Origin of the sequence: Burkholderia sp. BKH01, assembly GCF_025685725.1 — a bacterium.
Lineage (GTDB): Bacteria > Pseudomonadota > Gammaproteobacteria > Burkholderiales > Burkholderiaceae > Burkholderia > Burkholderia pyrrocinia_C.
Window position 1 is genome coordinate 26,147 of the sequence record NZ_JAOTQT010000017.1, and the last position, 18,114, is coordinate 44,260.

The 18,114-nt window shown below is 67.7% G+C and carries 12 protein-coding genes; 6 read left to right on the forward strand and 6 right to left on the reverse strand.

Annotation, left to right across the window (positions count from 1 at the left end):
* Positions 1 to 37: 37 nt before the first annotated feature.
* From OEJ37_RS22885 to dapC, 3 genes are read right to left on the reverse strand one after another with little or no spacing between them, the layout of a single operon-like run.
* Positions 38 to 406 (reverse strand): ArsC family reductase, encoded by a 369-nt coding sequence (locus OEJ37_RS22885; protein ID WP_014896722.1) that lies wholly within the window; start codon positions 404 to 406, stop codon positions 38 to 40.
* Positions 406 to 1,233: a 2,3,4,5-tetrahydropyridine-2,6-dicarboxylate N-succinyltransferase gene (gene dapD / locus OEJ37_RS22890; RefSeq protein ID WP_072437081.1), complete on the reverse strand. Its 828-nt coding sequence runs from the start codon at positions 1,231 to 1,233 to the stop codon at positions 406 to 408. Before dapD ends, OEJ37_RS22885 begins: the two co-directional genes overlap by 1 nt.
* 44 nt (positions 1,234 to 1,277) lie before the next feature.
* A complete protein-coding gene (gene dapC, locus OEJ37_RS22895) occupies positions 1,278 to 2,510 on the reverse strand; it encodes a succinyldiaminopimelate transaminase (protein ID WP_263345851.1) in 1,233 nt (410 codons plus the stop codon).
* Between the two features lie 159 nt (positions 2,511 to 2,669).
* On the opposite strand from dapC, the gene OEJ37_RS22900 reads away from it, so the two are divergent.
* From OEJ37_RS22900 to def, 5 genes are all read left to right on the forward strand, one after another.
* Positions 2,670 to 3,611: a DMT family transporter gene (locus OEJ37_RS22900; protein WP_263345853.1), complete on the forward strand. Its 942-nt coding sequence runs from the start codon at positions 2,670 to 2,672 to the stop codon at positions 3,609 to 3,611.
* Between the two features lie 139 nt (positions 3,612 to 3,750).
* Positions 3,751 to 7,263, forward strand: coding sequence for a chromosome segregation protein SMC (smc, locus tag OEJ37_RS22905; protein WP_263345854.1), 3,513 nt, complete (start codon positions 3,751 to 3,753; stop codon positions 7,261 to 7,263).
* 85 nt (positions 7,264 to 7,348) lie between these two features.
* Positions 7,349 to 8,623, forward strand: coding sequence for a cell division protein ZipA C-terminal FtsZ-binding domain-containing protein (locus tag OEJ37_RS22910; protein ID WP_174420390.1), 1,275 nt, complete (start codon positions 7,349 to 7,351; stop codon positions 8,621 to 8,623).
* A 165-nt stretch (positions 8,624 to 8,788) separates the two neighbouring features.
* Complete coding sequence (gene ligA, locus OEJ37_RS22915; protein WP_263345856.1) at positions 8,789 to 10,864, forward strand: NAD-dependent DNA ligase LigA; 2,076 nt, start codon at positions 8,789 to 8,791, stop codon at positions 10,862 to 10,864.
* On the forward strand, positions 10,861 to 11,394 hold the full coding sequence (def, locus tag OEJ37_RS22920) for a peptide deformylase (protein WP_174420392.1): 534 nt from the start codon (positions 10,861 to 10,863) through the stop codon (positions 11,392 to 11,394). The genes ligA and def overlap by 4 nt, the downstream gene beginning before the upstream one ends.
* Before the next feature lie 106 nt (positions 11,395 to 11,500).
* Here the strand turns inward: def and OEJ37_RS22925 are convergent, their stop codons facing one another.
* The 3 genes from OEJ37_RS22925 to map are packed head-to-tail and all read right to left on the reverse strand — an operon-like array spanning position 11,501 to position 16,925.
* Entirely contained in the window at positions 11,501 to 13,471 is a 1,971-nt protein-coding gene (locus OEJ37_RS22925; protein WP_174420393.1) for a pseudouridine synthase, read from the reverse strand.
* Positions 13,472 to 13,487: 16 nt separating this feature from the next.
* Complete coding sequence (locus OEJ37_RS22930; protein ID WP_263345859.1) at positions 13,488 to 16,064, reverse strand: [protein-PII] uridylyltransferase; 2,577 nt, start codon at positions 16,062 to 16,064, stop codon at positions 13,488 to 13,490.
* Positions 16,065 to 16,109: 45 nt separating this feature from the next.
* Complete coding sequence (map, locus tag OEJ37_RS22935) at positions 16,110 to 16,925, reverse strand: type I methionyl aminopeptidase (RefSeq protein WP_152864471.1); 816 nt, start codon at positions 16,923 to 16,925, stop codon at positions 16,110 to 16,112.
* A gap of 389 nt (positions 16,926 to 17,314) precedes the next feature.
* Here map and rpsB point away from each other — a divergent pair, with 389 nt between their 5' ends.
* Positions 17,315 to 18,055: a 30S ribosomal protein S2 gene (gene rpsB / locus OEJ37_RS22940; protein ID WP_011352461.1), complete on the forward strand. Its 741-nt coding sequence runs from the start codon at positions 17,315 to 17,317 to the stop codon at positions 18,053 to 18,055.
* Positions 18,056 to 18,114: the final 59 nt, after the last annotated feature.

An 18,114-nucleotide genomic window follows, 5' to 3' on the forward strand; every position in this document is an offset into this window, starting at 1 on the left:
GTGAACAGGCCCTTCTACAGGCGCAGCGCGGGCGGCCCTATGCGGCAAACAGCGCCGCGTATTGATCGGCCACGAAGCCGAGCGATTTCACGCGGCCGTTGACGACGAGCACGGGGCGCTTGATGACCGACGGCTTGTGGATCATCAGCGCGACCGCGCCGGTCTTCGTTTCGGCGGCCGCCTTCATCGCGTCGTCCAGGCCGCGCCACGTGGTGCCGCGCTTGTTCACGAGCGCGTCGAGCGACACGTCCTTCAGCCAGTCTTCAACCAGCGGCGCGCTGACGCCGAGCTTCTTGAAATCGTGGAACTCGAATTCGACGCCGTGATCGTCGAGCCACACGCGGGCCTTCTTCACGGTGTCGCAGTTCGGAATGCCGTAGACGACCACGGTGTGCGGCTTCGCCATCAGTCGCCTCGCAGCAGCTCGTTCAAGCCGACCTTCGCGCGGGTCTTCGCGTCGACCTTCTTGACGATCACCGCGCAGTACAGGCTGTGCGAACCGTCCTTCGACGGCAGGTTGCCGGCGACCACGACCGAGCCGGCCGGGATGCGGCCGTAGCTGACTTCGCCCGTTTCGCGGTCGTAGATCTTCGTGCTCTGGCCGAGGTACACGCCCATCGAGATCACCGAGTTTTCCTCGACGATCACGCCTTCGACGACTTCCGAGCGCGCGCCGATGAAGCAGTTGTCTTCGATGATGACGGGGTTCGCCTGCAGCGGCTCGAGCACGCCGCCGATACCGACGCCGCCCGACAGGTGCACGTTCTTGCCGATCTGCGCGCACGAACCGACCGTTGCCCACGTGTCGACCATCGTGCCTTCGTCGACGTACGCGCCGATGTTCGTGTACGACGGCATCAGCACGACGTTCTTCGCGATGAACGAGCCGCGGCGCGCAATGGCCGGCGGGACGACGCGGAAGCCGCCCGCGGCGAAGTCCTCGGCCGTGTAGTTCGCGAACTTCGACGGTACCTTGTCGTAGAACTGCGAGTAGCCGCCGGCCGCCATCGGTGCGTTGTCCTCCAGGCGGAACGACAGCAGCACGGCCTTCTTCAGCCACTGGTGCACGGTCCAGTTGCCGTCGATTTTCTCGGCGACGCGCAGCGCACCCTTGTCGAGTTGCTCGATCGCGTGCGCGACGGCCTCGCGGACTTCGGCGGGCGCGGCCTTCGGCGACAGCTCGGCGCGGTTTTCCCAGGCGGTATCGATGATTTGCTGAAGTTGTTGCGACATGTTCGTTTTCGCAGGAGATGGATGGAATTGATCGGGATGGACGATTACCGCGCGAGAGAACGGCAGAAATCGACGATGCGTTGCGCGCCCTCGACGCATTCGGGGGTGCCCGCGACGAGCGCGATCCGGATGAAATCGCGGCCCGGATTCGACCCGTGCGCATCGCGCGCCAGGTACGAGCCGGGCAGAACCGTCACATTATAGTCGGCGTACAGGCGGCGGGCGAACTCGGTGTCCGACAGCCCGGTGCGCGACACGTCGGCCCACAGGTAGAACGCGGCGTCGGGCAGCTTCACGTCGATCACGTCGGCGAGCATCGGCGTGACCGTATTGAACTTCTGCAGGTACAGCGCGCGGTTCTCGCGCACGTGCGCCTCGTCGTTCCACGCGGCGATGCTCGCGTGCTGCCAGACCGGCGACAGCGCCGCGCCGTGGTACGTGCGGTACAGCAGGAATTTCTTCAGCAGCGCCGCATCGCCGGCAACGAAGCCCGAGCGCATGCCCGGCACGTTCGAGCGTTTCGACAGGCTCGACAGCATCACAAGCCGCTCGAAGCCGCGGCCGAGGCGGTGGGCGGCCTCGAGGCCGCCGAGCGGCGGTGCCGCTTCGTCGAAATAGATTTCCGAATAGCACTCGTCGGACGCAATCACGAAACCGTGGCGGTCGGATAGCGCGAACAGCTCGCGCCAGTCGTCGAGCGTCAGCACGGCGCCCGTCGGGTTGCCCGGCGAGCACACGTACAGCAGCTGCGTGCGCGCCCAGACGTCGTCGGGCACGGCCGCGTAGTCGCACGCGAAGTTGCGGGCCGGGTCGCTGTTCGCGAAATAGGGTTCGGCACCGGCCAGCAGCGCCGCGCCTTCGTAAATTTGATAGAAGGGATTCGGACAGAGTACGATCGCCTTCTCGCCGTCCCCGGACGGGCGCGCGTCGATCACGGTCTGCGCGAGCGAAAACAGCGCCTCGCGCGACCCCGACACGGGCAGCACCTGCGTGGCCGGGTCGATCGCCGGCAGCCCGTAGCGGCGCTCGAGCCAATGCGCGATCGACGTGCGCAGCGCGTCCGAGCCGGCGGTGGCCGGGTACGACGCGAGGCCGTCGAGCGCGGCCACCACGGCGTCGCGGATCAGCGCCGGGGTCGGGTGCTTGGGCTCGCCGATGCCGAAGCTGATCGGTTTGAGGTCGCCGGAGGGCGTCACGTCCTTGAACAGGGCGCGCAGCTTTTCGAAGGGATAGGGCTGGAGCGAGTCGAGTCGAGGGTTCACGGGCGAAGCGGCCATCGCGGCCGGTTGGAGCGAAAGAAGCGGCGGGCGTGCCGCGCGGCTGCGAACGGGCGCCGACGGCGCGCGGGTCGCAACGAACGATTATAGCGTGACGGAATGCGGTCGCGGCCCGCCGGAACGGCGGCCGGGCCGGTCGAATAAAGGGTATCGAACCAAATGAACAACGCGGTACGCGGCAGCCTGCCGACGCTGGCCATCCTGATCGGCGCGTCGGTATGGGGCCTGATCTGGTATCCGCTGCGGATCCTCGCGTCGCTCGGCGTGACGGGCACGCTGGCGAGCGCGCTGACGAGCCTCGTCGCGTTTCTGTTCGTGATCGTCACGCGGCACCGAACGATCGCGACGCTGCGCTGGCACTGGGTGCTGCCGGGCATCGCGGTCACGGCCGGCGTGACGAACCTCGGTTTCGTGTGGGGCACGATCCACGGCGAGGTGCTGCGCGTGATGCTGCTGTTCTACCTGACCCCCGCATGGACCGCGATCTACGCGCACTTCCTGCTGCGCGAGCGGCTGACGTGGGCGGGCGCAGGGCTGGCGGCGCTGTCGATCGGCGGCGCGATGCTGATGCTGTGGTCGCCGAAGCTCGGCTTGCCGCTGCCGGCCACCCCGGCCGAATGGGCCGGTCTCGCGGCCGGGCTCAGCTTCGCGATGAGCAACGTGCTCGTGATCAAGGCGAGCCGCGAGTTGCCCGGGATGCGCGCCGAGATGCGCACCGCGACGCTGTTCGGCGGCGCGGCCGTGTTCGGCGCGATCGCGTCGCTGTTCGAAGGGCTGCCGGCCGCGCCGGCGGACGGTCAGCTCGGCGTCGCCGCGCTGATCATCGCCGCGATCGGCGTGACGATGGCGGCGAACAACCTGCTCGTGCAATACGGCCTCGCGCGGGTGCCGGCGAACCGCGCGTCGATCATCATGCTGTTCGAGATCGTGATCACCGCGCTGTCGGCGTGGGTGTTCGCAAACGAGCTGCCGACCGCGCGCGAGTGGGCGGGCGGCGTGTGCATCGTGCTGGCGACGCTGCTGTCGAGCCGGGTCCATCGTGCCGCGCCGGCACCGGGCAAACCCGGCGACGGTCGGGACGGCGCACGCGCGATGGTATGATGGAAGCCGTTTGCGGGGCCCAACGCTGTATGCGCGCGGCCCCGCTTTTGAATTCCGGGGCGCGTCGCGCGCATGGGCCGTTCGGCCCCGCGCAGCGCGGCCCCGTCCGTTTCACACCTTCTTCACATCCGATACCGCCGTGCGTCTGAGCTCGATCAAACTCGCTGGCTTCAAATCCTTCGTCGATCCCACGCATTTCCAGGTTCCGGGCCAGCTTGTCGGCGTGGTGGGCCCGAACGGGTGCGGCAAGTCCAACATCATCGACGCCGTGCGCTGGGTGCTCGGCGAGTCGCGCGCCTCCGAGCTGCGCGGCGAATCGATGCAGGACGTGATCTTCAACGGCTCGACCGCCCGCAAGCCCGGCAGCCGGGCAAGCGTCGAGCTGATCTTCGACAACTCCGACGGCCGCGCGGCCGGGCAGTGGGGCCAGTACGGCGAAATCGCCGTGAAGCGCGTGCTGACGCGCGACGGCACGTCGAGCTACTACATCAACAACCTGCCGGCACGCCGCCGCGACATCCAGGACATCTTCCTCGGCACCGGCCTCGGGCCGCGTGCGTACGCGATCATCGGGCAGGGCATGATCGCGCGGATCATCGAGGCGAAGCCGGAAGAGCTGCGCGTGTTCCTCGAGGAAGCCGCGGGCGTGTCGAAGTACAAGGAACGCCGCCGCGAAACCGAGAACCGCCTGCACGACACGCGGGAGAACCTGACGCGCGTCGAGGACATCGTCCGCGAACTCGGCGCGAACCTCGAGAAGCTCGAGGCGCAGGCCGTCGTCGCGAACAAGTACAAGGAACTCGTCGCCGACGGCGAGGAGAAGCAGCGCCTGTTGTGGCTGCTGCGCAAGAACGAGGGTGTCGGCGAGCAGCAGAAGCAGTTGCGCGCGATCGAACAGGCGCAGATCGACCTCGAGGCGCAGACGGCCAGGCTGCGCGAGGTCGAGTCGCAGCTCGAGACGCTGCGTGTCGCGCATTACTCGGCGAGCGACGCGATGCAGGGCGCGCAGGGCGCGCTCTACGAGGCGAATGCCGAAGTGAGCCGCCTCGAAGCCGAGATCAAGTTCATCGTCGAATCGCGCAATCGCGTGCAGGCGCAGATCGCCGCGCTGAACGCGCAGCGCGAGCAATGGCGCGCGCAGGCCGAGAAGTCGCAGGACGAGCTCGAGGAAGCCGAAGAGGCGCGCGCGATGGCCGACGAGAAGGCCGCGCTCGCCGAGGACAACGCAGCCGCGAAGCACGATGCGCTGCCGGCGCTCGAGGCAAAGTGGCGCGACGCGCAGGCGCAGCTGAACGACGAGCGCGCGCGGATTGCGCAGACCGAACAGTCGCTGAAGCTCGAAGCCGCGCACCAGCGCAACGCCGACCAGCAGCTCCAGCAGCTTCAGCAGCGCCATGAGCGCCTGAAGAGCGAAGCGGGCGGGCTCGATGCGCCGGACGAGGCGCAGCTCGAGGAGTTGCGCATGCAGCTTGCCGAGCAGGAAGAAATCCTCGCCGAAGCGCAGGCGCGTCTCGCCGACGCGCAGGAAACGGTGCCGCGCCTCGACGGCGAACGCCGTGCCGCGCAGGAGCGCGTGCAGGCCGAAGGCGCGCAGATTCACCAGCTCGAAGCGCGCCTCGCCGCGCTGAAGCAGCTGCAGGAAAACGTGCAGACCGAAGGCAAGGTGCAGCCGTGGCTCGACAAGCACGAGCTCGGCGCGCTACCGCGCCTGTGGAAGAAGCTGCACGTCGAGGCGGGCTGGGAAGCGGCGCTCGAAGCCGTGCTGCGCGAGCGCCTCGCCGCGCTCGAAGTGTCGAATCTCGACTGGGTGAAGGCGTTCGCGACCGATGCACCGCCCGCGAAGCTCGCGTTCTACGCGCCGCCCGCGGCCGGCGAACCGCCCGCGGCGGTGGCCGGGCTGCGTCCGGTGCTGTCGCTCGTGCGCATCGACGACGCGGGCATTCGCGCGGTGCTGAACGACTGGCTCGGCAACGTCTATGTCGCCGACGACGTCGCGCAGGCGCTTGCGGCCCGCACGCAGCTGCCGGCAGGCGGCGCGTTCGTCGTCAAGGCCGGCCATATCGTTACGCGCGTCGGCGTGCAGTTGTACGCGGCCGATTCGGAGCAGGCCGGGATGCTGGCCCGCCAGCAGGAAATCGAAAACCTCACGCGCCAGGTGCGTGCGCAGGCACTGCTCGCCGACGAGGCGCGCACGGTCGCGGTACGTGCGGAAGCCGCGCACACGCAGGCTACGCAGGCGCTCGGCGACGTGCGCGCGCAGGCCGAGCGTGCGACGCAGCGTGTGCACGCGCTGCAGATGGACGTGCTGAAGCTCGCGCAGGCACACGAGCGCTATACGCAGCGCAGCACGCAGATCCGCGAGGAACTCGAGGAAATCGGCGCGCAGATCGAAGAACAGCGCGCGCTGCGCGCCGAGTCGGAAGCGAACTTCGAGCGCTTCGACGGCGAACTCGCGGAGCTGCAGGCGCGCTTCGAGGACAACCAGCTCGCGTTCGAATCGCTCGACGAATCGCTGACGCAGGCGCGTCAGGAAGCGCGTGACCTGGAGCGCGGCGCGAACGACGCGCGCTTCGCCGCGCGTAACGCGGTGACCCGGATCGACGAGCTCAAGCGCAGCATCCAGGTTGCGCACGAGCAGAGCGAGCGCGTCGCCGCGTCGCTGGAAGACGCGCGTGCCGAGCTCGAGACGATCAACGAACAGACCGCGCACACGGGCCTGCAGGACGCGCTCGAGATTCGTGCGGTGAAGGAAGAAGCGCTGCAGGCCGCGCGGATCGAGCTCGACGACCTGACCGCGAAGCTGCGTGCGTCGGACGAGCAGCGTCTCGTCGCCGAGCGCTCGCTGCAGCCGCTGCGCGATCGCATCACCGAGCTGCAACTGAAGGAGCAGGCCGCGCGCCTGTCCGTCGAGCAGTTCGCCGAGCAGCTCGCAACGGCCGAGGTCGACGAGGCCGCGCTGAGCGAGAAGCTGACGCCGGACCTGAAACCGTCGTACCTGCAGGGCGAGGTCACGCGGCTCAACAACGCGATCAACGCGCTCGGCCCGGTTAACATGGCCGCGCTCGACGAGCTGAAGGCCGCGAGCGAGCGCAAGGTGTTCCTCGACGCGCAGTCGGCCGACCTGATCGACGCGATCACGACGCTCGAGGACGCGATTCACAAGATCGACCAGGAAACCCGCACGCTGCTGCAGGGCACCTTCGACGAGGTCAACCGCCACTTCAGCGACCTGTTCCCGCGCCTGTTCGGCGGCGGCCAGGCGAAGCTGATCATGACGGGCGACGAGATCCTCGATGCCGGCGTGCAGGTGATGGCGCAGCCGCCCGGCAAGAAGAACGCGACGATCCATCTGCTGTCGGGCGGCGAGAAAGCGCTGACCGCGACCGCGCTGGTGTTCGCGATGTTCCAGTTGAACCCGGCGCCGTTCTGTCTGCTCGACGAGGTCGACGCGCCGCTCGACGACGCGAATACCGAACGTTTCGCGAATCTCGTGCGCGCGATGTCCGACAAGACGCAGTTCCTGTTCATCTCGCACAACAAGATCGCGATGGAGATGGCGCAGCAACTGATCGGCGTGACGATGCAGGAGCAGGGCGTGTCGCGGATCGTTGCGGTGGACATGGAAACCGCAGCGGGTTTTGCCCAGAATTGACGTTTGACGAAACCGGACCGCGTTCGCGCGGCGCATGCGCGCCCGTTCGCGGTCCCGACGAAAAAGAATTGCTGATGGAGCGTGCATGGACGAGTTGACACTCGGTTTGATCGGCGCGGGCGCCGTCGTGGTGGGCGGCGTCGTGGTCTACAACGCATGGCAGGGCGCGAAGGTGCGGCGCAGGATGCCGCGCCCGATGCCGGAAGAAGCGGCCGAGGCGATGAATCGCCCCGAGCGCGATGAAGAGTTGCCGTTCATCGAACCGGTGCGTCAGCCGGTGCGCCGCGAGCCCGCGGCACCGGCTGCGGCGGCCGCCACGCCGGCTGAGGCCGCGCGCGTCGAGCCGACGTTCGGAGGCGCGGCGCCTGCGGACATGCCGGCCGATCTGCAGGCCGAGGCGACCGGCGTCGACATGCCGTCCGAGTCGACCGAACCGGCCGCCGGTGAAGAGGCGGTGCCTGCCGTCGTGCAGGAAGCGGCCGCCGAACCGGCCGAGCCGTCCGAACCCGTGCTGCCGGCCGCGACGACGATCTCGTCGACGCCGCCCGCAATCGTCGACCGCCGGATCGACTGCATCGTGCCGATCCGCCTCGCCGGGCCGCTGCCGGGCGACAAGATCCTGCCGGCCGCGCAGCGGCTGCGCCGTGCGGGCAGCAAGCCCGTGCACATCGAAGGCAAGCCGGAAGGCGGCCAGTGGGAGCTGCTGCAGAACGGCGTGCGCTACGAAGAGTTGCGCGCGGCCGCGCAGCTCGCGAACCGCAGCGGCGCGCTGAACGAGCTCGAATTCTCCGAATTCGTGACGGGCGTCCAGCAGTTCGCCGACACGATCGACGGCGCACCTGAATTCCCGGACATGATGGAGACGGTGGCGATGGCGCGCGAACTCGACGCCTTTGCCGCGCAGTGCGACGCGCAACTGTCGATCAACGTGATGTCGGACGGCGCGCCGTGGTCGGCGAACTACGTGCAGGCGGTCGCGTCGCAGGACGGGCTGCTGCTGTCGCGCGACGGCACGCGTTTCGTGAAGCTCGACGCGAAGCAGAACCCCGTGTTCATGCTGCAGTTCGGCGACACGAACTTCCTGCGCGACGACCTCACGTACAAGGGCGGCAACATGATCACGCTGGTACTCGACGTGCCGGTCGCCGAAGAGGACATCCTGCCGTTCCGGCTGATGTGCGATTACGCGAAATCGCTGTCCGAGCGGATTGGCGCGCGGGTCGTCGACGATTCGCGCCGGCCGTTGCCGGAGTCGACGCTGCTCGCGATCGAGCAGCAGTTGATGAAGCTGTACGCGAAGCTCGAGGAAGCCGGCATTCCGGCCGGTTCGCCGGTCACGCGCCGCCTCTTCAGCCAGTAAGTGATCGCGCGGACGGCCGGCCTCGGCACTGTCGTCCGTCGCTGCGGCGCACGCCTTTTCGTGTGCGCTGCAGCACGTTCATCCGGCGTGCATTGCACGCCCCGCGGCGGCATCAAACTGAGATAATCTGGCATCCGATTTTCTCAGAACGAATCTGCCGCCAGCATGGCCCGAACCCAAGCCGAACCGCCAGCCAGCCAGCCCGACGCGCGCGCCGCGTGGCTGCGCGACCAACTCGAGCGGGCGAACTACGCCTATTACGTGCTTGACCAGCCGGATCTGCCCGACGCCGAATACGACCGGCTGTTCCGCGAGCTGCAGCAGCTCGAAACCGATCATCCCGAACTCGTGACGCCCGATTCGCCGACGCAGCGCGTCGGCGGCGAAGCGGCCGGCGGCTTCACGCCGGTCGTCCACGACGCGCCGATGCTGTCGCTGAACAACGGCTTCGCCGACGAGGACATCGTCGCGTTCGACAAGCGCGTCGCCGACGCGCTCGACAAGACGACCGATCTCGCCGGCTCGGTGACGGAGCCCGTCGAATATGCGTGCGAACTGAAGTTCGACGGCCTCGCGATCTCGCTGCGCTACGAGCGCGGCGTGTTCGTGCAGGCATCGACGCGCGGCGACGGCACGACGGGCGAGGACGTGACCGAAAACGTGCGCACGATCCGCTCGATCCCGCTGAAGCTGAAGGGCGCGAACGTGCCGGCGGTGCTCGACGTGCGCGGCGAGGTGCTGATGTTCAAGCGCGATTTCGCACGCCTGAACGAACGCCAGCGCGCGGCCGAGCAGCGCGAATTCGCGAACCCGCGCAATGCGGCGGCCGGCAGCCTGCGCCAGCTCGACTCCAAGATCACCGCGCAGCGTCCGCTGTCGTTCTTCTCGTACGGAATCGGCGTGCTCGACGGGATGCCGATGCCCGACACCCACAGCGCGCTGCTCGACTGGTACGAAACGCTCGGCCTGCCGGTGAACCGCGAGCGCGCGGTCGTGCACGGCGCCGACGGGTTGCTCGGCTTCTTCCGCAAGATCGGCGAGAAGCGCGAGTCGTTGCCGTACGACATCGACGGGGTCGTCTACAAGGTCAACCGGCGCGACGAGCAGGAGCGCCTCGGCTTCGTGTCGCGCGCGCCGCGCTTCGCGCTCGCGCACAAGTTTCCCGCACAGGAAGCGCTGACGAAGCTCGTCGCGATCGACGTGCAGGTCGGCCGCACGGGCGCGATCACGCCGGTCGCGCGCCTGGAGCCCGTGTTCGTCGGCGGTGCGACCGTGACCAACGCGACGCTGCACAACGAGGACGAGGTGCGCCGCAAGGACATCCGGATCGGCGATACCGTGATCGTGCGACGCGCGGGCGACGTGATTCCGGAGGTCGTCGGCGCGCTGCTCGACCGGCGTCCGGACGATGCGGCCGAATTCGTGATGCCGACCGAATGCCCGGTGTGCGGCTCGAAGATCGAGCGCCTGCCGGACGAGGCGATCGCGCGCTGCACGGGCGGCCTGTTCTGCCCGGCGCAGCGCAAGCAGGCGCTGTGGCACTTCGCGCAGCGCCGCGCGCTCGACATCGACGGGCTCGGCGAAAAGATCATCGACCAGCTCGTCGAGCTGAATCTCGTGCGCACGCCGGCCGATCTGTTCAATCTCGGCTTCGCGACGCTCGCCGAGCTCGATCGGTTCGCGGAGAAGTCCGCGCAGAATTTGCTCGACTCGCTCGAGAAGGCGAAGCACACGACGCTCGCGCGCTTCATCTACGGGCTCGGCATCCGCCATGTCGGCGAATCGACCGCGAAGGATCTCGCGAAGCATTTCGGCTCGCTGACGCCGATCATGGACGCATCGATCGACGAACTGCTCGAAGTCAACGACGTCGGGCCGATCGTCGCCGAGTCGCTTCATCAGTTCTTCGCGGAAGAGCACAACCGGACCGTGATCGAGCAGTTGCGCGCGCCGGGCAAGGTGACGTGGCCCGAAGGGCCGCCCGCGCCGAAGGCGCCGCAGGGCGTGTTGGCCGGCAAGACCGTCGTGCTGACGGGTACGCTGCCGACGCTCACGCGCGACGAGGCGAAGGAGATGCTCGAAGCGGCGGGTGCGAAAGTTGCGGGCTCGGTATCGAAGAAAACGGATTACGTGGTCGCGGGCGCCGAAGCCGGCAGCAAGCTCGCGAAGGCCGAGGAACTCGGCATCCCCGTGCTGGACGAAGATGGTCTGCACCAACTCCTGGAGGGCAATACGCCATGATTCGCGAGATCCTGAAGATGGGCGATCCGCGCCTGCTCGAAATCGCCAGACCGGTCGAGCGGTTCGATACACCCGAGCTGCACGAGATCGTCGCGGACATGTTCGAGACGATGCACCATGCGAACGGCGCCGGGCTGGCCGCGCCGCAGATCGGCATCGGGCTGCAGATCATCATCTTCGGCTTCGGCAACAACAACCGCTACCCGGATGCGCCGCCGGTGCCCGAGACCGTGCTGATCAACCCGAAGATCGAGTACATGCCGCCGGACATGGAAGAGGGCTGGGAAGGCTGCCTGTCGGTGCCGGGCATGCGCGGCGTCGTCAGCCGTTATGCGAAGGTGCGCTACAGCGGCTTCGACCAGTTCGGCGCGAAGGTCGATCGCGTTGCCGACGGTTTTCACGCGCGCGTGGTCCAGCATGAATACGATCACCTGATCGGCAAGCTGTATCCGATGCGGATCACCGACTTCACGCGCTTCGGCTTCACCGAGGTGCTGTTCCCGGGGCTCGATCCGTCGGCAGACGACTGAGCGGCACGCGGGGCGGCCAGCCGGCACTCGTTTCGCGATGTTCGACGGCAACAAAAAACCCGCTTGCGCGGGTTTTTTGTTGCCGTCGAACATCGCGTGCCCCCTGTCAGAACGTCTCGTCGGCCGACAGATAGCGCCATTGCCCCTGCGGCAGCGCGCCGAGCATCACGCGGCCCATCCGCACGCGCTTGAGGCCGACTACGTCGAGGCCAACCAGTTCGCACATGCGGCGGATCTGGCGCTTCTTGCCTTCGCGCAGCACGAAGCGCAGTTGCTCGCCGTTCTGCCAGCTCACCATTGCGGGCTTCAATGCGACGCCGTCGAGCTCGAGGCCGTGGCGCAGCTGCGCGAGCGATTCCGCGGGGAAGTGCTGGTCGATGTCGATGAGCCGTTCGCCGAAGCGCACGCGCACCAGGTACTCCTTGTCGATGTCCGACTGCTCGCCGATCAGTTGCTTCGCGATCCGGCCGTTCTGCGTCAGCACGAGCAGGCCGGTGGAATCGATGTCGAGCCGGCCGGCCGGCGCGAGCGCGTGCAGGTGCTGCGGCGAGAAGCGCAGCGGCGAATGGTCGCCGCTCCAGTGGTTCCCGCGCGTGATCAGCACGGCCGCGGGCTCGTAGCCGTCTTCCGCCTGACCCGATACATAACCGACCGGCTTGTGCAGCAGGATCGTCACCTGCGCGGCCTGCGCGGCGCTCGCACGCTCGTCGATCTCGATCTTCTGGTCGGCGCGCACCTTGGTGCCGAGCGTGTCGATGCGTTCGCCGTCGACGAGCACCCAGCCCTTTTCGATCCACTCGTCGGCTTCGCGGCGCGAGCACATGCCGAGTTCGGACATCCGCTTCGACAGGCGCATCAGGCCCGTTTCGTCACCGTAATCGGTGTCGGCAGCCTGGCGCTTGACGGGTTGCGCGGTCTTCAGGCCCGCGCCGGACGTGCGGCGCTCGCCGTCGCGTGCGGGGCGAGCCGGGCGGTCGCCGAAGCTGCGCTTCGCGCCTTCGCCGGCTGCCTTGTCGCGATAGGGCGCGCGCTTGGCGTCGTCGGCGCCTGCGCGGCGCGGACGCGCATCGTCGTCGCTACGGCGGGCCGGGCGATCGGAGGACGTACGGCGGTCGCCGAAGCTGCGCTTCGCGCCTTCGCCGGTTGCCTTGTCGCGATAGGGCGTGCGCTTGACGTCGTCGGCGCCTGCGCGGCGCGGCCGTGCATCGTCGTCGCTGCGACGGGGCGGGCGGTCGGACGACGTACGGCGATCATCGAAGCTGCGTTTCGCACCTTCTCCGGCTGCCTTGTCGCGATAGGGCGTGCGCTTGACGTCGTCGGCGCCTGCGCGGCGCGGCCGTGCATCGTCGTCGCTGCGACGGGGCGGGCGGTCGGACGACGTACGGCGATCATCGAAGCTGCGTTTCGCACCTTCGCCGGCTGCCTTGTCGCGATAGGGTGCACGCGCGCCACCTTCGGCGCCTGCGCGGCGCGGCCGTGCATCGTCGTCGCCGCGACGGGCCGGGCGGTCCGAAGGCGGACGGCGGTCGCCGAAGCTGCGCTTCGCGCCTTCTCCGGCTGCCTTGTCGCGATAGGGTGCACGCGCGCCACCTTCGGCGCCTGTGCGGCGCGGCCGTGCATCGTCGTCGCTGCGACGAGCAGGGCGATCGGACGACGTACGGCGGTCATCGAAGCTGCGTTTCGCACCTTCGCCGGCCGCCTTGTCGCGATAGGGTGCGCGTGCGCCGCCTTCGGCGCCTGCGCGGCGCGGACGCGCATCGTCGTCGCCGCGACGGGGCGGGCGTGAGTCGGGCTTGCCGTCAGCGCCGCGATAGCCGCGTTCGGCACCGCCGTCACGCGGCGCACGCTTGGCCGTTGCGCGATCCGCGCCCGGGCGCTCGGCGCCAGCGGCACCGCGCGGCTTGAATGTGCGTTCGCCGGCGGCAGCCGGGGACGCCTTCTTCGGGCGGGCCGGCTTGTCTCCCGCAGGCGGCGCAGCGGGGCGCACCGCCTTGCGGGCGACGAGGCTGCCGGAGCGGACAGGTGCGCGGGTCGGCGACGCCGGCTGCGGATTCTTGACGGTCAATTTGGTGCGCATAAACGCTGGAATTCATTCAGACTGCGATCGCACGCAGCAATTCGGTTTCGAGCTGGATCTGCAGGCGGTTGTCGGACAAGCCGACGCCTGCAAGCAGGAAGATGTCCTCGACGCGTTCGCCGAGCGTATTGATCCGCGCCGCATGGACGCCGATCCGATGCTCGGCGAGTACGCGCGCGATCGAATAGAGAAGGCCCGGCCGGTCGTTGGCGGACACGGACAGGATGTAGTACTGGCCGCGCTCGTCGGCCCGCAGGTCGACGCGCGGCGTGATCGGAAACGTTCGGGACAGCCTCGACAGGCGGCCCTTGGACGGTTCCGGTAGTGGTGCGGTTTCGGTGAGCCGCGTCGCGAGCTGCTGTTCGACGAGGTTCGCGATGTCGCGGTATCGCACGTCGCGTTCGGTCTGCGTGACGATGAAGTTGTCGAGCGCATAGCCGTGCCGCGTCGTGCTGACGCGCGCGTCGAGCACCGACAGCCCGTTGCGGTCGAAATACGCGCAGATACCCGCGAACAGGTCGGGGCGGTCCTTCACGTACACGAGCACCTGCAGCGCGTCGCCGATCGGCGACGGCCGCGCGCGGACGATCGCGGTTTCGGCATTCACGTGCCGGTACAGCACACGCGTCTGCCATGCGATGTCGGCCGCATCGTGACGCAGGAAGAAGCCGACGTCGAGCTGATCCCACAGCGCGCGGTGCGCGTCGTCGGGTACCGTCTCGAGGCGCAGCAGCGCGAGCGCCTGTTCCTGCCGCGACTTCAGCTCCGAATGCGCGTCGGGGTTCGCGCCGCCGAGCACCGCGAGCGTGGTGCGGTACAGATCCTCGAGCAGCTTGCCCTTCCACGTGTTCCACACCTTCGGGCTCGTGCCGCGGATATCGGCGACGGTCAGCAGGTAGAGCGCGGTGAGGCGCCGTTCGTTGCCGACGAGTTCGGCGAAGCGCTTGATGACTTCGGGGTCGCTCGTGTCCTGCTTCTGCGCGACCTGGCTCATCGTCAGGTGATGCTGGACCAGCCACACGATCAGCGCCGCGTCGTCGCCGTCGATCCCGTGCTCGCGGCAGAAGCGTCGCGCGTCGGCCATCCCGAGCGTCGAGTGGTCGCCGCCGCGGCCCTTCGCGATGTCGTGGAACAGCGCCGCGACATACAGCACCCACGGGCGCTCGAAGTTGCCGATCAACTGGCTGCAGAACGGGTATTCGTGCGCATGCTCGGCGACCGCGAAGCGGCGGATGTTGCGCAACACCATCAGGATGTGCTGGTCGACCGTGTACACGTGGTACAGGTCGTGCTGCATCTGGCCGACGATGCGGCGGAAGTTCAGCAGGTAGCGGCCGAGCACGCTCGTCTGATTCATCAGCCGGAACGCGTGCGTGATCCCTTCGGGCTGCTGCAGGATCCGCATGAAAGTGTGGCGGTTCTGCGGATCGCGGCGCCACGCGTTGTTCATGATTTCGCGCGAGTTGTACAGCGCGCGCAGCGTGCGTGCGGACAGGCCCTTCACGCCGCGGGTCGTTTCGTACAGCAGGAACGCTTCGAGGATCGCATCGGGATGGCGTTCGAACACGCCGTCGTCGACGATTTCGAGCATCCCCTGCTTCTCGACGAAGCGGTCGGGCGACAGCACGCGCGTGATGCCGCTCGTCGCGGGGAAGAGCTGCGCCTCGATGTTCTGGATCAGGATCGTCGCGAGCTGCGTGACGGCTTTCGCGGCCCAGTAATAGCGGCGCATCAGTTGCTCGCTCGCGCGCTTGGCCTGCGTCGGCTGGTAGCCGAAGCTCTCGGCGGCCTGCGTCTGCAGGTCGAAGACGAGCATGTCCTGGCGGCGGCCGGCGATCACGTGCAGCCGTGCGCGCAGCGTCTTCAGGAAACCCTCGTTGCGGCGCAGCTCGCGCGCTTCGCGATCGGTGATGAGGCCGCGTGTGTCGAGCTCGCGCCAGCTGCTGCCGAAACCCGCCGCGCGCGCGATCCACAGGATCGTCTGCAGGTCGCGCAGCCCACCGGGGCTTTCCTTCACGTTCGGTTCGAGGCTGTACGGCGTGTCCTGGAACTTCGCGTGGCGCTGGCGCATCTCGAGCACCTTCGCGGTGAAGAACGCGCGCGCGTCGAGCGCCTCGTGGTAGCGCACCGTGAAGCGCTCGAACAGCGCGGTGCTGCCGACGATGCGGCGCGCTTCCAGCAGCGAGGTTTGCACCGTGACGTCCTGCGATGCTTCCTCGATGCACTGCGTGACCGTGCGCACGCTGCTGCCGATCTCGAGGCCGAGATCCCATGCCATCCCGATGAAGCGCTCGATGCGCGGGTCGAGCGCCGGGTCGTGCGCATCGGGCAGCAGCACGAGGATGTCGACGTCGGAATAGGGGGCGAGCTCGCCGCGCCCGTAGCCGCCGACGGCGACGAGCGCGAGCGTCGCCGGCAGCCCGCAATCGTCCCATACGCGCTTCAGTGCGTCGTCGGTGAGTTTCGACTGCGCGTGCATCAGCGACGCGACGTTCGTCGCGCGGCGAAAGCGCTCGAGCATGTCGGCCTTGGTGGCCTTGAATTCGGCGCGCCGCGACAGCGCTTCGGGCGAGGGGGCGGCGTGAGCGCTCATGGGCGGCCGTTCAGGTGGGGGCGGGGCGGGCTGGCGCGACGGCGCTCAGACTGCGGCGGCCGGTTGCGCGAACACGGGGCGCGCCGGCGTGCCCGCCGACACGGTCAGCACGTCGTAGCCGGTTTCGGTGACGAGCACCGTATGCTCCCACTGCGCGGACAGGCTGCGGTCGCGCGTCTTGACCGTCCACTGGTCGGGCATCGTGCGGATGTCGCGCTTGCCGGCGTTGATCATCGGCTCGATCGTGAAGATCATCCCGGGCTTCAGCTCGATGCCCGTGCCCGGACGGCCGTAGTGGACGACCTGCGGATCTTCGTGGAACACCGTGCCGATGCCGTGGCCGCAGTATTCGCGCACGACGCTGTAGCCCTGCGCTTCCGCGTGCTTCTGGATCGCGTGGCCGATGTCGCCGAGGTGCGCGCCGGGCTTGACCTGGTCGATGCCGAGCCACATGCACTCGTAGGTGGTCTGCACGAGGCGCTTCGCGAGGATCGAGCCCTCGCCGACGATGAACATCCGGCTCGTGTCGCCGAAGTAGCCGTTCTTGATCACGGTGATGTCGATGTTCAGCGCGTCGCCGTTCTTGATCACCTTCTCGCCGGGAATGCCGTGGCAGATCACGTCGTTGACCGAAATGCAGGTGGCCTTCGGGTACGGCGGATAGCCGGGCGGCTGGTAGTTCAGCGGCGCGGGGATCGTGCCTTGTTCGTTGAGCATGAACTCGTGGCAGAGGCGATCGAGTTCGGCGGTCGTGACGCCCGCGACGACGTGCGGCGTGATGAAGTCGAGCACTTCGCTCGCGAGACGGCAGGCGACGCGCATCTCGGCGATATCGTGTTCGTTTTTGAGCGTAATAGCCATCGAGGTATGCCTGGAATGCGGTGAATTGGTGGATTATCGCACCTTATGGCGGGCCTCGCAGCCCCTGCCGGCCGCGCGGATGCGGGTTTTCGCCGATTGTCCGGCCGGCTGCCGCGCGGCAAGCGAAAGTGGCGGGCGACTTGAGGGCCGACAAATCGGCGTGCTATACTCTTTGGCTAAGTCGATATCCAAATGCCGAGTTTGCCCCGTCTTGGGGCGGCATCGCGGTGACAGGCTTACGGCACGGGCGTTTTGCACGTGTCGAATCGCAAGCCGGCGCAACCAGGGTGCCGGCCGCGTGGAATTCGGTGCCTTCCGGAGTAATTCGGGGCAGGTTCGCGCGGCGGTACGGCAGCCGGCTTAAGACCCAACCCTCGTGGAGAATTCACATGGCAGTTACGATGCGCCAAATGCTGGAAGCGGGTGTCCACTTCGGTCACCAGACGCGCTTCTGGAACCCGAAGATGGCACCGTTCATTTTCGGTCACCGCAACAAGATTCACATCATCAACCTCGAAAAGACGCTGCCGATGTTCACGGACGCACAGAAGTACGTGCGTCAGCTGGCAGCGAATCGCGGCACGATCCTGTTCGTCGGCACGAAGCGCCAGTCGCGCGACACGATCGCCCAGGAAGCGCAGCGCGCAGGCATGCCGTACGTCAATGCACGCTGGCTCGGCGGCATGATGACCAACTTCAAGACGCTGAAGGTGTCGATCAAGCGCCTGAAGGACATGGAAGCGGCTGTCGAATCGGGCGAAACCGAGAAGATGAGCAAGAAGGAAGCGCTGCTGTTCGAACGTGAAATCGCCAAGCTGCAGAAGTCGATCGGCGGCGTGAAGGACATGGGCGGCATTCCGGACGCGATCTTCGTCGTCGACGTCGGCTACCACAAGATTGCCGTCACGGAAGCGAACAAGCTGGGCGTGCCGGTCATCGCCGTGGTCGACACGAACCACTCGCCGGAAGGCGTGGACTACGTGATCCCGGGCAACGACGACTCGAGCAAGGCAGTCGCGCTGTACGCGGAAGGCGTGGCTGATGCGATCCTGGAAGGCCGTGCGAACGCGGTCAACGAAGTGGTCCAGGCAGCGCGCGGCGACGACGAGTACGTCGAGGAAAACGCGTAACTGGCCCCGAGCCGGCGCAAAAAGGGGGCTCTCAACAGGCCCCCTTTTTTTAAGCTTGT

Excerpts from the sequence above, each read along its gene's own strand:
- OEJ37_RS22885 (WP_014896722.1), bottom strand. The coding sequence starts at position 406 with ATGGCGAAGCCGCACACCGTGGTCGTCTACGGCATTCCGAACTGCGAC.
- dapD (WP_072437081.1), bottom strand. The coding sequence starts at position 1,233 with ATGTCGCAACAACTTCAGCAAATCATCGATACCGCCTGGGAAAACCGC.
- dapC (WP_263345851.1), bottom strand. The coding sequence starts at position 2,510 with ATGGCCGCTTCGCCCGTGAACCCTCGACTCGACTCGCTCCAGCCCTAT.
- OEJ37_RS22900 (WP_263345853.1), top strand. The coding sequence starts at position 2,670 with ATGAACAACGCGGTACGCGGCAGCCTGCCGACGCTGGCCATCCTGATC.
- OEJ37_RS22910 (WP_174420390.1), top strand. The coding sequence starts at position 7,349 with ATGGACGAGTTGACACTCGGTTTGATCGGCGCGGGCGCCGTCGTGGTG.
- ligA (WP_263345856.1), top strand. The coding sequence starts at position 8,789 with ATGGCCCGAACCCAAGCCGAACCGCCAGCCAGCCAGCCCGACGCGCGC.
- def (WP_174420392.1), top strand. The coding sequence starts at position 10,861 with ATGATTCGCGAGATCCTGAAGATGGGCGATCCGCGCCTGCTCGAAATC.
- OEJ37_RS22925 (WP_174420393.1), bottom strand. The coding sequence starts at position 13,471 with ATGCGCACCAAATTGACCGTCAAGAATCCGCAGCCGGCGTCGCCGACC.
- OEJ37_RS22930 (WP_263345859.1), bottom strand. The coding sequence starts at position 16,064 with ATGAGCGCTCACGCCGCCCCCTCGCCCGAAGCGCTGTCGCGGCGCGCC.
- map (WP_152864471.1), bottom strand. The coding sequence starts at position 16,925 with ATGGCTATTACGCTCAAAAACGAACACGATATCGCCGAGATGCGCGTC.
- rpsB (WP_011352461.1), top strand. The coding sequence starts at position 17,315 with ATGGCAGTTACGATGCGCCAAATGCTGGAAGCGGGTGTCCACTTCGGT.